This is a genomic window from Xylanimonas protaetiae, assembly GCF_004135385.1.
GTDB classification, from domain to species: domain Bacteria; phylum Actinomycetota; class Actinomycetes; order Actinomycetales; family Cellulomonadaceae; genus Xylanimonas; species Xylanimonas protaetiae.
The window spans coordinates 340,393-355,113 of the sequence record NZ_CP035493.1 but is presented as its reverse complement, the minus strand read 5'-3'; the positions used below and the strand labels follow the sequence as shown (position 1 = coordinate 355,113).

Below are 14,721 nucleotides of genomic sequence, written 5' to 3'. Positions count from 1 at the left end.
GGAATCCTACTGTCGTTGTGCACTAGGTCGTGGAGCGGTGGACGCGTGATACCGCCGGGTGTGGCGCCCTGCCAGCCCGTCGAGCGTGCCACGCAGCGCGGCGACCGACTTGCGCCCTGAACGCTCCTTCAGCAGCGCAGCCGTGACCGGCTTGACAGTGGCGAGCAGGCCGGCACCTGCGGCCCACCCGAGCAGGTGTCCCGTCCGCCGGGCAAGGAGCAGTCGGTTGCGTGCGTGGTAGTAGTAGCCGACCGCGCTGCGCCCGGAGTCGCCGTCCTGTGCGCTGGACGCGCCCTCGGCGTGCCAGACGACGGCGGCGGGCACCAGCCCGAGGCGGAGCCCGGCCTGGGTGGCACGCCACGACAGGTCCGAGTCCTCCCAGTACAGGAAGTACTCTTTCGCGAACCCGCCGAGGGCCGCCCAGGCGTCCCGGGTGACGGCGAGCGCGGCCCCGGTCAGGAAGGTGCACTCCACCGGCGTCGTCGGGGCGGCGGCCGCCGGCGCGCCGAGCAGGTCGTGCCGGGCGCGTCCTGCGCGCAGGTCGAACGTACCGCCGCCGAACCAGATCGTCTCTTGCCCGCGCGGTCCCGTGGTGAGCAGCGGCGAGGCGAGGGCGTAACCCTCTGCACGCATCGCCTCGACGAGGGTGCGCGCGCTGCCCGGCGCCGCCACGGTGTCCGGGTTGACGAACCAGAGCACGTCCGCGTCGGTCGCCGTGGCCGCACCGGCATTGCACGCCCCGCCGAAGCCGAGGTTGCGCCCCGTCTTCATGTGGCGCACGACGCCCGGGGAGGCGTCGCACAGCGCACGGATCGCCGCGGCGTCGCTGTCGTCGTCGTCGTTGTTGTCGACCAGGACGACGTCATCGACTCCCGCGGCCAGCAGCGCCTGCGTGCACGCGGCCAGATATGGCGCCGACCGGAACGCGACGACGACGGCGCTCACGTGGTCGCGGCGAGGGGAGGTCAGCACGGGAGCCAGGCTATCGGGCCGCCGGTCCGCGCTGGGTGCCGCGTAGGGTTGCCCTCTGACTCGCCCGACCACCCCCGACGGACCCGGAGATCCCCCGTGCACGTCCTGCTCGACGCCACCGCCGTCCCCGCCGACCGGGGCGGCGTCGGCCGGTACGTCGACGAGCTGGTCCCCGAGCTGGACCGCGCCGGGGTGCGGCTCACGATCGTCGCCCAGGCCCGTGACGGCGAGCTGTTCGGGCGTCTGGCGCCGCACGCCGACGTTGTCACCGTGCCGGTGGCGCTCGAGAGCCGGGCGCGCCGCATGGCCTGGGAGCAGACCGGCCTGCCCGCGCTGGTGCGCAAGGTCCGGCCAGACGTCGTGCACAGCCCGCACTACACGATGCCGCTCGCCGCGGGAGTACCCGTGGTCGTCACGCTGCACGACGCGACGTTCTTCACCACGCCAGAGCTGCACCTGCGGTCCAAGGCGGTGTTCTTCCGGAACGCGATCCGCGTCGCGTCACGGCGCGCGGCGGCCCTCGTGACGCCCAGCAAGGCCACGCGCGACGAGGTCGTCCGCCTGGTCGGTGCGGACGCCGCGAAGTTCCACGTCGCCTACCACGGCGTCGACCACGAGCGGTTCCACGCCGTGCCGGACGCCGGCGCCGCACGCGTGCGCGCGACGCTCGACATCGGCGACGCCGCGTACGTCGGGTTCCTCGGCACGCTCGAGCCGCGCAAGAACGTGCCCGCCCTCGTCCGTGGCTGGGTGCGTGCGTGCGAGGGCCTCGACTCGCCGCCCGCCCTCGTCCTTGCCGGCGGCAAGGGGTGGGACGAGGCCATCGACGACGCCGTCGCGCGGGTACCCGACCGCCTGACGGTGCGCCGCCCCGGCTACCTCCCGCTGGACGACCTCCCCGGCTTCCTCGCAGGCGCCCAGGTGCTCGCCTACCCGAGCCTCGGCGAGGGCTTCGGCCTGCCGGTGCTCGAGGCCATGGCGTGCGGCGCTACGGTGCTGACGACGCGCGAGCTGTCCCTGCCGGAGGTGGGCGGCGACGCCGTCGCCTACTGCGGGACGGACGACGCGTCGATCGGCAGGGAGCTGCGGGCACTGCTCGACGACGCCTCCCGGCGCGCAGCGCTTGCGGCGGCGGCCGCGACGCGGGCCGGAGAGTTCACGTGGGCGGCCGCGGCGCAGACCCACGTCGAGGCGTACGAGGCGGCCCTCACCGCCCGGTGAGCGACGGCGTGCGGTCGCCGTCTCCTATGCTCGGACCATGACCGACGCCCTGGACACCGGCACGATCGACGACTTCTACGCGATCATCCCCGCGGGCGGGGCGGGCACTCGTCTGTGGCCGCTGTCCCGGCAGGGTGCGCCCAAGTTCCTCCACGACCTCACCGGCTCGGGGCAGACCCTCATCCAGGCGACGCTCGCGCGTCTCGCCCCGCTGGCCCGCGGCAGCGTGCTCGTCACGGGCGAGAAGCACGTGGCGGCGTGCCGGGCCCAGCTCCCGCAACTGTCCGACGCCGACGTCCTCGCCGAGCCGCTGCCGCGCGACTCCATGGCCGCCATCGGGCTTGCTGCCGCCGTGCTCCAGCAGCGGCACGGGGACGTGGTCGTCGGCTCGTTCGCGGCCGACCACGTGATCAGCGGGACCGCGGCCTTCGAGAACGCCGTCCGTGAGGCAGTCGCGGCAGCCCGCGAGGGCTACGTCGTCACGATCGGCATCGCGGCCTCGCGCCCCTCGGTGGCCTTCGGCTACGTCCGGTCGGGCGCGTCGCTCGGCATCGCCGGAGCCCCGACCGGTCTGCACGCCCTCGGCTTCACCGAGAAACCCGACGCGGTCACCGCACGCGACTATGTCGCGTCAGGCGACTACCGCTGGAACGCGGGGATGTTCGTGGTGCGTACCTCGGTGCTCCTCGGTCACCTCGCGACACTCCGCCCGGCGCTGCACGCGGGCCTCGTCGAGATCGCCGCCGCGTGGGACTCCGACACGCGGACCGAGGTGGTCAACCGCGTGTGGCCCGGTCTCGAGAAGATCGCCATCGACCACGCCATCGCCGAGCCGGTCGCCGCAGAGGGCGGCGTAGCCGTCATCCCGGGCACGTTCGGCTGGGACGACATCGGCGACTTCAACTCGCTCGCCGCGCTGCTGCCCAGCGTCGACGACACGGGCAACAAGGTGGTCGGTGACGGTAGCGAGGTCGTGCGCATCGAGGCAGGCGGCACCGTAGTGGTGCCGGCGTCGGGGCGGGTGATAACGCTGCTGGGTGTCGACGACCTCGTCGTCGTCGACACCCCGGACGCGCTCCTCGTGACGACGCGGTCGCGGGCACAGCAGGTCAAGACCGTCGTCGACGAGGTCCGGCAGGCTGGGTTCGTCGAGCTGCTCTGACCCGCGGTGCGTGCGTCAGGCCGTCGTCAGGCCTTCAGCGACGCGACGTACGCGAGCACCCGCTCGTAGTCGGGCAGCAGGCCCTGCTCGGCCGCGTCGGCGAGCGACGGCGCGGCGGTGTCCTTCTCCGAGAGCAACGGCGTGATCGGGTTGCCGGCACGGTCGGTCGTCGGCCACTCGAGGCCGATCGTCTCGTCGAGCGGGTTGATGCCGTGCTCGCCCGTCGGGTTGTAGCCGGTCGAGCACAGGTACATGACGGTCGAGCCGTCCTCGAGCGCCATGAAGGCGTGGCCGAGACCCTCGCCCAGGTAGATCGCGCGGCGGTCGACGTCGTCGAGCAGCACCGAGTCCCACTGCCCGAACGTCGGCGAGCCGACGCGGATGTCGACGACGACGTCGAGGACCGCGCCCTTCGGGCAGGTCACGTACTTGGCCTGGCCCGGGGGGACGTCGGCGAAGTGGATGCCGCGCACCACGCCCGCGCTGGACACGGAGAGGTTGGCCTGGGCGAGGTCGAGCTTGTGCCCGACGGCCTCCTCGAACGCCGGCGCCTTGAACCACTCGAGGAAGACGCCGCGGGGGTCTCCGAACTGCTTCGGGGTGATCTCGAAGGCACCGGGGATGCGAAGCTCGCGGATCTGCACGGGATGGCTCCTCGTTCGGGGTAGGGGTCGCAGGCCCTAGGATCCTACGCGTGACTGATTCTGCGACCCCTCAGACCGTCCTTCTGTCCGGCCGCTGGCTCGTCGTCGGCGCGCACGGCATGCTCGGCCAGGACATGGTCGCCGCCGCCCGTGCCGCCGGTGCGCACGTCGACGCCGTCGACCGCGACCACGTCGACATCACCGACTTCGCCGCGACGGTCGCGGCCGTCCAGGGCTACGACGTCGTCGTGAACTGCGCGGCGTGGACGGCTGTCGACGCCGCGGAGGACCAGGAAGCCGCGGCCTTCGCCGTCAACGCCGTGGGGCCGCAGAACCTGGCGCAGGCTGCCGCGCTGGCTGGCGCGCGCATCGTGCAGATCTCGACCGACTACGTGTTCGAGGGCCACGCGACCACGCCCTACGCCGAGGACGCCCCGATGGCGCCGCAGGGTGCGTACGGGCGCACGAAGGCCGCGGGGGAGTGGGCCGTGCGGGCCAACAACCCGGCGCACTACATCGTGCGTACCGCGTGGCTGTACGGCGCGGGCGGGCCGAACTTCCCCAAGACGATGGCCCGCCTGGGCGGCGAGCGTGACGTCCTCACGGTCGTCGACGACCAGCAGGGCCAGCCGACGTGGACCGTCGACCTCGCCGACCTGATCGTGCGGCTCGCCGCCGCGGACGCGCCGTCCGGCACATACCACGGCACTGCGCAGGGTGCGGTGACCTGGAACGGGTTCGCCCAGGCGGTCATGGCGGCCGCGGGTCTCTCGGCCCGCGTCGACCCGGTCAGCTCTGCCGCGTTCGCGGCGAAGGCGCCGCGCCCGTCGTACTCGGTGCTCGGGCACGACGCGCTGCGTGCCGTCGGTGTCGAGCCGATCGGCGACTGGTCCGAGCGCTGGGCCGCGGCAGCGTCGAGCGTGCTCGGCCTGGACGGCTGACACCGGCGCCGGCGACAGACGAAAGGGGGGCGTGGCCGTGGCCACGCCCCCCTTTGTCGTCTGTGCTCAGTGGTCGAGCAGGCCCAGCAGGTAGGTGCCGTAGCCCGACTTGACGAGCTTCTCCGCACGCTCGCGCAGCTCGTCGTCCGAGAGGAACCCGCGACGCCAGGCGACCTCCTCCGGCGAGCCGATCTTGAGGCCCTGGCGGTGCTCGACGGTACGGACGAAGTCCGACGCCTCGAGCAGCGAGTCGAACGTGCCCGTGTCCAGCCAGGCGGTGCCGCGGGGCAGCACCTCGACCTGGAGCTTGCCAGCCTCGAGGTAGTGGCGGTTGACGTCGGTGATCTCGTACTCGCCGCGTGCCGAGGGCTGGAGGTTCTTGGCGATCTCGATGACGTCGTTGTCGTAGAAGTAGAGGCCGGGGACGGCGTAGTTCGACTTCGGCTGGGCGGGCTTCTCCTCCAGCGAGACCGCCTTGAAGTCGTCGTCGAACTCGACGACGCCGTACGCCGTCGGGTCGGACACGTGGTACGCGAAGACGGCGCCGCCGTCGATGTTCTCGAACCGGGTGAGCTGCGTGCCCAGGCCGTGGCCGTAGAAGATGTTGTCGCCCAGCACCAGCGAGGCGGTGTCCGTCCCGACGAAGTCGGCGCCCAGCACGAACGCCTGCGCCAGGCCGTTCGGCTCCGCCTGGACGGTGAACTCGAGGTTCACGCCGAACTGCGAGCCGTCGCCGAGGAGCCGACGGAACTGCTCGGCGTCGTGGGGCGTCGTGATGATCAGGATGTCCCGGATGCCGGCCGCGATGAGCGTCGACAGCGGGTAGTAGATCATCGGCTTGTCATAGACCGGCACGAGCTGCTTGCTCACGCCCATGGTGATCGGGTGCAGCCGGGTGCCGGAGCCGCCGGCAAGGATGATTCCGCGCATGGTGCCTCATTGTGCCCGACGGCGCGGCAGGACAGTAGCGGTCGTCTCAGGGGCCTGAGGGGGACGTCGCCGCTCGCGCTCCGACAACGCGACCTCCACCCGCTCCCGCGCCCACAGCCCCAGCCCGACCGCGAGCCGCACCGGCGCCTGCCACCACGCCCCCACCGGTCGAACAGGTACTGCTTCGCGCTCGCGTGGTGCGCCCGGATCATCGGTGCCGGCGACGACTTCCACGAGACGCCCTGCACGTGCGTCACGCGCGCGGCGGGCACGTAGACGTTGTGCCATCCGGCCTTGCCGAGCCGGTCGCCGAGGTCGACGTCCTCGAAGAACATGAAGTACCGCTCGTCGAACCCGCCCACCTGCGCCCACGCTGCGGGGCGCACCACGAGGCACGCCCCGGAGAGCCAGCCGCACGCGCGCGGCGACGTCGCGGCCACGGCCTCCTCGGCCTGCTTGTACTCGCGGGTCCACGGGTTGCCCGGCCACACGGTGTGCAGGAGCGCGTGCCCGGCACCCACCGTGAGCGAGGGCAGCGCACGCGCCGACGGGTAGGTGGAGCCGTCCGTGTTCAGGATGCGCGGCCCGAGGCTTCCGGCGCCGGGGTCGGCCTCGCCCGTGGCGAGCAGCTCGTCGAGCGAGCCGGGCTCCCACTCGACGTCGGGGTTCGCGACGACGAGCCAGTCGGCGGTGGAGCCGGCCGCGCCGAGGTTCGCCGCGCGGCCGTAGCCGACGTTGCCGTCGGGGTGGCGCAGCACGACAGCACCCTCGCGGGCGAGGGCGGAGACGACGTCGGTCGGTCCGCCGTTGTCGACGATCACCAGCTCGACGGGGTGGCGCGTGGCCGTGGCCAGGGTCGACGCGAAGACGCGGAGGTCGTCGCCGGGGTTGTAGACGACGCAGACGACGCGGACGACGGGCGGGTGAGCGGGCAGGTCGGACATCGGGACAGGAGCCTAGCGGGGCTCCCTGGGGCCGGGCGCCGCGATGAGTCGCAGCCGGTCATCCAGCGAGCGGCGAGCCCCGGGAGACGACGGCGCTGTCACACTAGGCGCCGACGGCACACTGAGGGTGTCGGTACCAGGCGGGACGCGGCAGGCGAGACACGACGGGCAGGACGCGATGAGCACAGGCGGGGCGCACCCCGACGCCGTCTGGCACCGTGCCCTGGCGGCGCTGCTGGTGCTCGTGGCCGCCTGGGGGACGGTCTGGGCGCTGCTGACGCCCGCGTTCCGCTCGCCGGACGAGCAGACGCACCTCAACTCCGTGCTGCGGCTCGCCTACGGCGGTGGGTGGCCGGCCCCCGGCGAGGCGTTCGTCGCCCCGGTGATCGAGGCCGCCGAGCGCGAGGCGGGCTGGCCGGGCGACCTGCCCGGCCGCCGCACGCCCCGCCCCGGCGTGCCGCAGTTCGTCGACCTCCAGCCGTCGGTGCGGGCCGAACGCACGCGCATCGACGCGAGCAACGCCCTGCCGGCGCTGCCGCCCGGCCCCGGTGCCGTCGTGGACCAGATGTCCCAGCACCCGCCCGCCTGGTACGCGCTGGGTGCCGCGGTGCTGCACGCCACCGGGCTCGTGGACGCCCGCTGGGACCAGGCGCTGCTCGCGCTGCGCCTCCTGGACGTGGCGCTGCTCGTGGGCACGATGCCGTTCGCCGTCGCGGCCGCCCGACGCCTGACGGGGTCCTGGCCGGCCGCCCTCGTGGCGGCGCCCTTCCCGCTCTTCGTGCCCGAGATCGGCAACATCCTCGGCTCCGCCAACAACGACGCGCTCGTCGTGCTGGCCTGCGGTGTCGTCACCTGGCTGAGCGTGCGCGTCGTCACGGGAGACACCCGCTGGCGCACCACCGTGGCGCTCGGGCTGGTGCTGGGCGTCGGGCTGCTCGCCAAGGTCATGCCCGCGTTCGCCGTGCCGGGCGTCATCGCCGCGTACGCGCTCGCCCCCTGGGGGCGTCCCGGCATCCGCTCGACACGCGTCCGCACGACATGGTGGCCGACGACGTGGTGGCCGCGCCTCGCCCGCCTGGCCACGGCGGGCGTCCTCGCCGTCGCCGCGGGCGGCTGGTGGTGGGTGCGCAACGTCCTGACCACGGGCGCCGTCCAGCCCGTGGGTCGGCCGCGCGACGTCAGCGGCCTCACGCCCGTGCCCGCCGACCAGTGGTTCCCGGTCTCGCTGCGCCGCGTCGCCCAGTCCTTCTGGGGGCACCTGTCCTGGCTCGAGGTGTGGATGCCCTGGCGGCTCGTCCAGGTGGCGTCCGTGCTCCTGGCGGTGATCGGGCTCGTCGCGCTCGTCCGCCGCGGGGCGCGCCGGGGGGCGTTCGTGCTGGCGCTCCTGCCCACGGCCCTGACGGCGGGCGTCATCTTCAACGCGTGGCAGGGCTGGTCGCAGACGCAACGGCTCGTCGCCCTGCACGGGCGGTACGTGTACGGCGCCATCGCCGCGCTCGCGGCGCTCGTCGCCGTCGGCCTGTGGCAGGCCGTCGGGAGGCGCGAGCGGCGTGCCCGCGTCGTGCTGCCCGTGGCGACCGCGCTGGCGCTCGCGGCCGGCGTCGTCGGCCTGGTGTGGGCGTTCGGCGCGTTCTACCGCGGGGCGGGGGAGTCGCTCGCCGACGCCGCCGCCCGCTGGGCGGGGTGGAGCCCCGTCGGCCCGACGGCGCTCGTCGTCGTGGTGGGCGCGGCCGCCGCGGCAGGGCTCGCCGCCCTCGGCGTCGTCGCCCACGCCGCCCTGCGCCGCCGTCGTCCTGAGCTCGAACCCGTCCTCCCCGAGGGGCCCGCATGAAGCTGTTCGTCCAGATCCCCTGCCTGAACGAGGAGGCCACCCTGCCCCTCGTCCTCGCGTCGATCCCGCGTGAGATCCCCGGCATCGACGAGGTGCACGTCGTCGTCATCGACGACGGGTCCACCGACCGCACCGTCGAGATCGCCCGCGCGCTGGGCGTGCAGCACGTCGTGCGGCACACGCGGAACCTGGGCCTGGCCCGCTCGTTCCGCGACGGCGTCGACTACGCGCTGGCGCACGGCGCCGACATCGTCGTCAACACCGACGGCGACAACCAGTACCCGCAGGAGATGATCCCGGACCTCGTCGCGCCCATCCTGCGCGGCGAGGCCGAGATCGCCATCGGCGACCGCCAGACGGCGACCATCGAGCACTTCTCCCCGTTCAAGAAGCTCATGCAGCGCGTCGGGTCGCGCGTGGTGTCGGCCGCCGCGGGCACGTCGCTGCCCGACGCCGCCTCCGGGTTCCGCGCCTACTCGCGCGCGGCGCTCATGCGGCTGGCCGTGCTGACGCAGTTCAGCTACACGATGGAGACCATCATCCAGGCGGGCAACAAGCACCTGCCCATCGCGTCGGTGCCCGTGACCACCAACGCCAAGACGCGCCCGTCGCGCCTGTTCCGGAACATCTGGCAGCACATGGGCCAGTCCGGCAAGGCCATCGTGCGCAGCTACGTCATGTACAAGCCGTACGGCGTGTTCGTCACGCTCGGCGTCGTGTTCGGCGTCGCGGCCGTCATCCCGCTGGTGCGGTTCCTGTTCCTGTGGGCCGACGGCCGCGGCGACGGGCACGTGCAGTCCGTCATCTTCGGCACGACGATGCTCGTCGGCTCGCTGCTGTGCTTCGCGCTCATGGTGATCGCGGACCTGCTGCGCACCAACCGGACCATCTCCGAGGAGATCCTCGAACGGACCAAAGAGCTCCAGTACGGGCCGGCGCAGCCCGCCGTGAGCCGCGCCGCGGCGGCGCCCGCTGCGGCCTCTGGTGCGCCCGCCGCCGCGGCGGACGACGCAGCCTCCACCCCGGCCAGCCGCCGGTGATCGTCGCCTTCGGCACGTACGACGCCGCCCGCCACCCGCGGGTCGGCGTCCTCGTCGCCGGGCTGCGCGCGCACGGGCACGACGTCGTCGAGCTCGACCGGCCGCTCGGCTTCACCACCGCCGAGCGCGTGCGGATGCTGCGCGAGCCCTGGCGGCTGCCGCTGCTCGCCCTGCGCCTGCTGGCCTGCTGGGCGGCGCTCGTCCGCGACGCGCTCGCCCTGCGCGCCCGCCGCGGGGCGCCGCGCGCCGTCGTCGTCGGCTACCTGGGGCACTTCGACGTGCTGCTCGCGCGCGTGCTGTACCCGCGCACGCTCCTGGTGCTCGACCACCTCGTCTTCGCCGGCGACACCGCCACCGACCGCGGCGCGCGCGGCCTGCGCGTCCGGCTGCTGCGCCTGCTGGACCGGGCCGCCACCCGGGCCGCCGACGTCGTCGTCACGGACACGGCCGAGCACCGCGCGATGCTGCGCGACCCGGGCAAGGGCGTCGTCGTGCCCGTCGGGGCGCCCGACGCGTGGTTCGCCGCGGGCGAGTCCGACGCCGCTGCGGGTTCGCCCGCGCCGGGCGGGCCGCTGCGGGTCGTGTTCTTCGGGCTGTACACGCCGCTCCAGGGCGCGCCCGTCATCGCGCGGGCGCTCGCGCTCGCGGCCGCCGCGGGGACGCCGCTCGAGGTCTCCATGATCGGGACGGGGCAGGACCTCACGGCGACGCGCGCCGCGGTCGACGCCGCGGTGCCGCGCGACGCCTCCGTGCGGGTCACGTGGCACGACTGGGTCGAGCCCGACGCCCTGCCCGCGGTCGTCGCGGGCCACCACGTGTGCCTCGGCATCTTCTCGGACACGCCCAAGGGGCTGCGCGTCGTGCCCAACAAGGTGTTCCAGGGGCTCGCCGCGGGCCGGGTCGTCGTCACGTCCGACACCGCGCCGCAGCGCGGGCTGCTCGGCGACCACCTGGAGCTCGTCCCGCCGGCCGACCCGGCGGCGCTCGCGGCCCAGCTCGCCGAGCTCACCGACCCCGCGCGGTACGCGGCCGCCGCGACGCGGGCCCGGGCGGGCCGCGACGCCGTGCGCCCGGAGGCGGTCGTCGAGCCGCTGCTCGCGCGGCTGTCCGAGGAGCACCCGTCCGACGGGCGCCTGTCCGAGGAGCCCCTGTCCGCGGCGCGGCGACGACCCCGGGGGCAGCGAGGCGGCGCCGCGTGACCGCCCTCGTGCACCGGGTCCTCGCCGTCGTCCGCTCCCCGTTCGTGCGGTGGGCGTTCCTGCTCGGGGCCGTCGCCCTCGCCGTCGTCGCCGTCGTCGGGGCGTGGGACGAGCTCGCCGCGGCCGCGCACCGGATGCCGGCCACGAACCTGGTTGCGGCCGCCGCGGTGGCCGTCGCGTACGTGGCGGCCACCTTCCTGTCCTGGCGGGCCGTGCTCGCCGACCTGGGCTCGCCGCTCCCGCTGCGGCCCGCGGTCTCCGTGTTCGGCATCAGCCAGATCGGCAAATACGTGCCGGGCGGCGTGTGGAACGTGGTGGCTGCCGCCGAGATCGGGGCCGACCACAAGGTGCCCCGCGCGCGCTCGCTCGCGGGGATGGCCCTGGCCGTCCTGCTCGGGACCGTCTCGGGCGTCGTGGTCGCGGCGGTGTGCCTGCCCGTCGCGGGCGCGGACGCCCTGGGCGACTGGGTGTGGCTCGCGTGGGCGGCGCCCCTGCTGCTGGTGCTGCTCCTCCCGCCCGTGCTGAGCAGGCTCGTCGGGCTCGGCTTCCGCCTGCTGCGCCGCCCGCCCCTGGAGCGTCCGCTGACGTGGTCCGGCCTGGGCGTCGCCGTGGCGTGGTCGGTGCTGAGCTGGGCGCTCGCCGGGCTCGCCGTGTGGCTGCTCGCCACGGGCCTGGGGCTCGAGGCCGCACCGCGGACGCTCGTGCTGCTCGTCGGCGCGTACGCGATCGCCTGGGTGGCCGGGTTCGTCGTCGTGCTCGTGCCCGCGGGCGCGGGCGTGCGCGAGGCCGTGCTGCTCACGCTGCTCGCGGCGTCGCTGCCGCACGCCGCGGTGCTGCTCGTCGTGCTGCTCGCCCGCGTGCTCCTGACGCTCGTGGACCTGCTCTTCGCGGCCGTGGGCGTGCTGGTCCGGCCGGCGCGCGGGCGGTAGCGCCCCTCAGGCCGTCACACCCTCCTGAGCCACCAGGCGCTCCCGGCGCTCCCCGTCGGCCTCGAGGGCGGCCGCCGTCGCGGCCGACGTGAGCACCACCGACCCGCCCGCGGCCCACGTGCCGATCATCGTCGCGAGCGCGTCGAGCACGGGCCGGCGCCCGTCGAGCAGCAGCCGCGCGCCCGCCTCGGGCGACGTGCGCTCCGCCCACGCCAGCAGGTCGCCGTGCAGCACGCCCTGCACCGGGGCCGTCGCGGCCGGCGCCACGAGCGCGGGCTCGGACGGGTCGGTCTCGGACGTCCACAGGATCTGGTCGGCGTACGTCATCACGGCGCCGGCCGCGTCGACGGCGCCGGGCGGCAGGTCGCCGTCGAAGCGTCGCGCGAGCGCGGGCAGCGCCACCGCGACGACGTCGCCGGAGTGCTCCTGGGGACGCGTCGTCACGACGACGTCGACGCCCCGGCCGTCGGGCGCGGAGCCGTCGTCCGCGGGCAGCACCACCGTCGCGCCCGCGCGCAGCGCGCCCAGCGACCAGACGGCCGTCCGCCAGTGCAGGGGCAGATCGATCAACGTGCGACAACCGGGCGCGGCGTCGAACTCCTCCACCAGCAGGTTCGTCGTCTTGCTGACCCAATTCACGAGCACCGCGCCCGAGAGCTCGACGCGTTCTCCGTCGTCGCCGTACCACGTGATCCGGGGCCGTCCCGGCTCCCTGAGCAGCACATTCATCAGCTGGGCAACGGTCGCGGGCGCTCCAGGTGCGGTGTTCACGGGCCCAGGGTATAAGGCTGGGTGAATGGCGTCGGAAGGAGCGCGATTCGGCGCCTCGCTAGCACATTCCGGCTTGACGTGTCCGAAAGACACGCGTGTAATTCCACGTATGCGGTTTCCGTAAAAGCACCTGGAGGGCCCGCCATGTGGAACTTGCTCGACGAGGACGACTTCCCGTCCGACGCCCTGCGTGCGCCGGAGCGTGTCGCCCCGGTCCTCCCGCTGTTCGGCACGCCTCTCGAGGACGAGACGCTGCTCGGATGGCAGGACCGCGCGCTGTGCGCGCAGACCGACCCTGAGGCGTTCTTCCCCGAGAAGGGCGGCTCGACCCGCGAGGCCAAGAAGGTCTGCAGCGGGTGCGAGGTGCGCGCCGAGTGCCTCGAGTACGCGCTCGCGAACGACGAGCGCTTCGGCATCTGGGGCGGCCTGTCGGAGCGCGAGCGCCGCAAGCTCAAGCGCCGCGCCGTCTGACCCTGATCTCGACGTCGTCGGGTGCGGCGGCCGACGCCGCCCGCACCGTGGCGACGACGCACGTGACCAGCGCTGCCGCGGCCGCCGTCAGCACGATCGCCTGGACGCCCGTCCCGAACGGGTAGAGGTGCGACGCGGCCCGGGCGGCGTCGGCGAGCGACCTCCCCGGGGCCGTCCAGTAGAGCTGCCAGACGTCCACCTGGTACGCCGCGTGCACCACCAGGGCGACGCCGAGCACCCCGAGGGAGACGAACCGGCGACGGCGCGGGGCGAGCGCCCCGGCCGCGGCCAGCGCGGCCACGGCCATGCCCGCGAGGCCGCCGTACAGGTAGCGGCCCTGCATGGCCGCCATCGTGTGCACCGTCGTGAACGTCTCCCACGACCCGGCGGCCACGATCCCCCCGAGCGCGACCGTCGGGAGCACGAGCACCGCCACGTCGGCGCGGCGCAGCGCGCCCCGGGCCAGGGTCAGCGCCAGCCCCGCGAGCACGAGCACGAGGAGCACGTGGGCTCCCCACCACGAGGCGTCGCGGGCGAGGCGCGCGGACCCGTCCTGCACGGCGAACGTCGTGACGAACCGGTCGAGCAGCCGCCCCAGCCAGTGCCAGCCGCCGTCGGACCACGAGTACAGGGGCTCGGGCGAGACCTGGTGGACGCGGTTCCCGGCGGGCTGCACGCGGCCGAAGAGCACCAGGTTGCGCACCCACCACAGCGCGCCCGGCACGGCGCACGCGGCAGCGAGGCCCAGCGCCACCACGGGCGCGCGGGTCCGGCTGCGCCACCACAGCACCGCGTACGCGAGGGCGATCCACGCGGGCAGCAGCAGGGCGAAGCCCTTGGTGAGCAGCGCCGCCGTCGTCAGGACGCCCAGCAGCACGCCCGTGCGGCGCGAGGCGTCGCCCGTGACGACGCGCGCGAGCAGCACCGTGACGACGGCGAAGAGCAGCACGAGCAGGTTGTCGTTGTTGACCGACGCCGCCAGGCGCGTGAGCTCCGGCACGGCGAAGGGCACGAGCGCCGCGGCGACGGGCAGGGGTGCCGGGAGCCGGAGGCGGCGCGCCACGGCCCACACCAGCAGGGGGAGCGGGGCCAGCAGCAGGGCGTTGGCCCAGCGCAGCGTGAGCCACACCTGGTCGAAGGGGGCGTGCTGCCAGTCGGGCCACAGGTTCAGCAGCGCGCCGCCGGCCAGGTAGTACAGCGGCGGGTGCTGCACGAGCTGGTTGCGCACCGCGCGCGTGACGCCGTCGGCGCGCACGGACGCCCAGGGCTCGGCGCCCCCGGCGTCCAGGTACGACGCGCGCTCCCCACGCGCCGGGACGTCGACGAGCGGCAGGTGCTGCGGGCCGTCGAGGCGGTTGGACGGCAGGAACTGCGACGCGCCCGAGCCCGTCGCGATGGTGGCGGTGCCCGGGTCGGGCCACGGCCACGCCTGGCCCGTGGCGGCCTTGACCACCAGGTCGACGTGCTGGCGCTCGTCCGGAGAGCGCCCGTTCGGCAGGACGAGGGTCTGGGCGAGGCTCGTCGTCAGGAACAGCGCGACGGCGAGCCACACGAGCACGGGGACAGCGGCGAGGGCGCGGCGCACGACGGCCACGCTACGTGGCCGACCCGCCGGGGCCGTCAAATGCCCAGGATTCGGCACAGCCCGACCGATCATCGAGGGGCG

14 protein-coding genes are annotated in these 14,721 nt (G+C 74.4%); 8 read left to right on the top strand and 6 right to left on the bottom strand.

What is annotated here, in order from left to right; translation table 11 throughout:
* Positions 1-6: 6 nt before the first annotated feature.
* Complete coding sequence (locus ET471_RS01590; RefSeq protein ID WP_165350357.1) at positions 7-972, bottom strand: glycosyltransferase; 966 nt, start codon at positions 970-972, stop codon at positions 7-9.
* A gap of 96 nt (positions 973-1,068) precedes the next feature.
* Between ET471_RS01590 and ET471_RS01585 the strand changes: the two genes are divergently transcribed.
* Entirely contained in the window at positions 1,069-2,193 is a 1,125-nt protein-coding gene (locus ET471_RS01585; protein ID WP_129186295.1) for a glycosyltransferase family 4 protein, read from the top strand.
* A gap of 37 nt (positions 2,194-2,230) precedes the next feature.
* Positions 2,231-3,355, top strand: coding sequence for a mannose-1-phosphate guanylyltransferase (locus ET471_RS01580; protein WP_129186294.1), 1,125 nt, complete (start codon positions 2,231-2,233; stop codon positions 3,353-3,355).
* A 26-nt stretch (positions 3,356-3,381) separates the two neighbouring features.
* On the opposite strand, the gene ET471_RS01575 is transcribed toward ET471_RS01580, so the two are convergent.
* Positions 3,382-3,999 carry a dTDP-4-dehydrorhamnose 3,5-epimerase family protein gene (locus tag ET471_RS01575; RefSeq protein ID WP_129186293.1) on the bottom strand — a complete coding sequence of 206 codons (618 nt, stop codon included), beginning with the start codon at positions 3,997-3,999 and terminating at the stop codon, positions 3,382-3,384.
* A gap of 50 nt (positions 4,000-4,049) precedes the next feature.
* On the opposite strand from ET471_RS01575, the gene rfbD reads away from it, so the two are divergent.
* Positions 4,050-4,940, top strand: a complete 891-nt coding sequence (gene rfbD, locus ET471_RS01570; protein ID WP_129186292.1) for a dTDP-4-dehydrorhamnose reductase — start codon at positions 4,050-4,052, stop codon at positions 4,938-4,940.
* Between the two features lie 66 nt (positions 4,941-5,006).
* Here rfbD and rfbA read toward each other — a convergent pair whose 3' ends face one another.
* On the bottom strand, positions 5,007-5,870 hold the full coding sequence (gene rfbA, locus ET471_RS01565; RefSeq protein WP_129186291.1) for a glucose-1-phosphate thymidylyltransferase RfbA: 864 nt from the start codon (positions 5,868-5,870) through the stop codon (positions 5,007-5,009).
* Entirely contained in the window at positions 5,807-6,814 is a 1,008-nt protein-coding gene (locus tag ET471_RS01560) for a glycosyltransferase family 2 protein (RefSeq protein ID WP_242496373.1), read from the bottom strand. The genes rfbA and ET471_RS01560 overlap by 64 nt, the downstream gene beginning before the upstream one ends.
* A gap of 178 nt (positions 6,815-6,992) precedes the next feature.
* On the opposite strand from ET471_RS01560, the gene ET471_RS01555 reads away from it, so the two are divergent.
* Genes ET471_RS01555 through ET471_RS01540 form a run of 4 tightly spaced genes read left to right on the top strand, consistent with a single transcriptional unit; the run spans position 6,993 to position 11,813 of the window.
* Positions 6,993-8,645 carry a DUF2142 domain-containing protein gene (locus tag ET471_RS01555; RefSeq protein WP_129186290.1) on the top strand — a complete coding sequence of 551 codons (1,653 nt, stop codon included), beginning with the start codon at positions 6,993-6,995 and terminating at the stop codon, positions 8,643-8,645.
* Entirely contained in the window at positions 8,642-9,685 is a 1,044-nt protein-coding gene (locus ET471_RS01550) for a glycosyltransferase family 2 protein (protein WP_242496372.1), read from the top strand. The genes ET471_RS01555 and ET471_RS01550 overlap by 4 nt, the downstream gene beginning before the upstream one ends.
* The gene (locus tag ET471_RS01545; RefSeq protein WP_129186289.1) at positions 9,682-10,884 is read left to right on the top strand and encodes a glycosyltransferase; all 1,203 of its coding nucleotides are present in this window, start codon (positions 9,682-9,684) and stop codon (positions 10,882-10,884) included. Before ET471_RS01550 ends, ET471_RS01545 begins: the two co-directional genes overlap by 4 nt.
* Positions 10,881-11,813, top strand: coding sequence for a lysylphosphatidylglycerol synthase domain-containing protein (locus tag ET471_RS01540; protein ID WP_242496371.1), 933 nt, complete (start codon positions 10,881-10,883; stop codon positions 11,811-11,813). Before ET471_RS01545 ends, ET471_RS01540 begins: the two co-directional genes overlap by 4 nt.
* A 6-nt stretch (positions 11,814-11,819) precedes the next feature.
* Here ET471_RS01540 and ET471_RS01535 read toward each other — a convergent pair whose 3' ends face one another.
* The gene (locus ET471_RS01535; protein ID WP_242496370.1) at positions 11,820-12,584 is read right to left on the bottom strand and encodes a TIGR03089 family protein; all 765 of its coding nucleotides are present in this window, start codon (positions 12,582-12,584) and stop codon (positions 11,820-11,822) included.
* A gap of 144 nt (positions 12,585-12,728) precedes the next feature.
* Here ET471_RS01535 and ET471_RS01530 point away from each other — a divergent pair, with 144 nt between their 5' ends.
* Positions 12,729-13,055: a WhiB family transcriptional regulator gene (locus ET471_RS01530; protein ID WP_012879306.1), complete on the top strand. Its 327-nt coding sequence runs from the start codon at positions 12,729-12,731 to the stop codon at positions 13,053-13,055.
* Here the strand turns inward: ET471_RS01530 and ET471_RS01525 are convergent.
* The gene (locus ET471_RS01525; RefSeq protein ID WP_129186288.1) at positions 13,036-14,640 is read right to left on the bottom strand and encodes a glycosyltransferase family 39 protein; all 1,605 of its coding nucleotides are present in this window, start codon (positions 14,638-14,640) and stop codon (positions 13,036-13,038) included. The genes ET471_RS01530 and ET471_RS01525 overlap by 20 nt on opposite strands.
* Between the last annotated feature and the right edge of the window lie 81 nt (positions 14,641-14,721).

Bases quoted from the DNA above. Each gene is read 5' to 3' on its own strand.
- ET471_RS01560 (WP_242496373.1), bottom strand. From the start codon at position 6,814: ATGTCCGACCTGCCCGCTCACCCGCCCGTCGTCCGCGTCGTCTGCGTC.
- ET471_RS01580 (WP_129186294.1), top strand. From the start codon at position 2,231: ATGACCGACGCCCTGGACACCGGCACGATCGACGACTTCTACGCGATC.
- rfbA (WP_129186291.1), bottom strand. From the start codon at position 5,870: ATGCGCGGAATCATCCTTGCCGGCGGCTCCGGCACCCGGCTGCACCCG.
- ET471_RS01530 (WP_012879306.1), top strand. From the start codon at position 12,729: ATGTGGAACTTGCTCGACGAGGACGACTTCCCGTCCGACGCCCTGCGT.
- ET471_RS01550 (WP_242496372.1), top strand. From the start codon at position 8,642: ATGAAGCTGTTCGTCCAGATCCCCTGCCTGAACGAGGAGGCCACCCTG.
- ET471_RS01555 (WP_129186290.1), top strand. From the start codon at position 6,993: ATGAGCACAGGCGGGGCGCACCCCGACGCCGTCTGGCACCGTGCCCTG.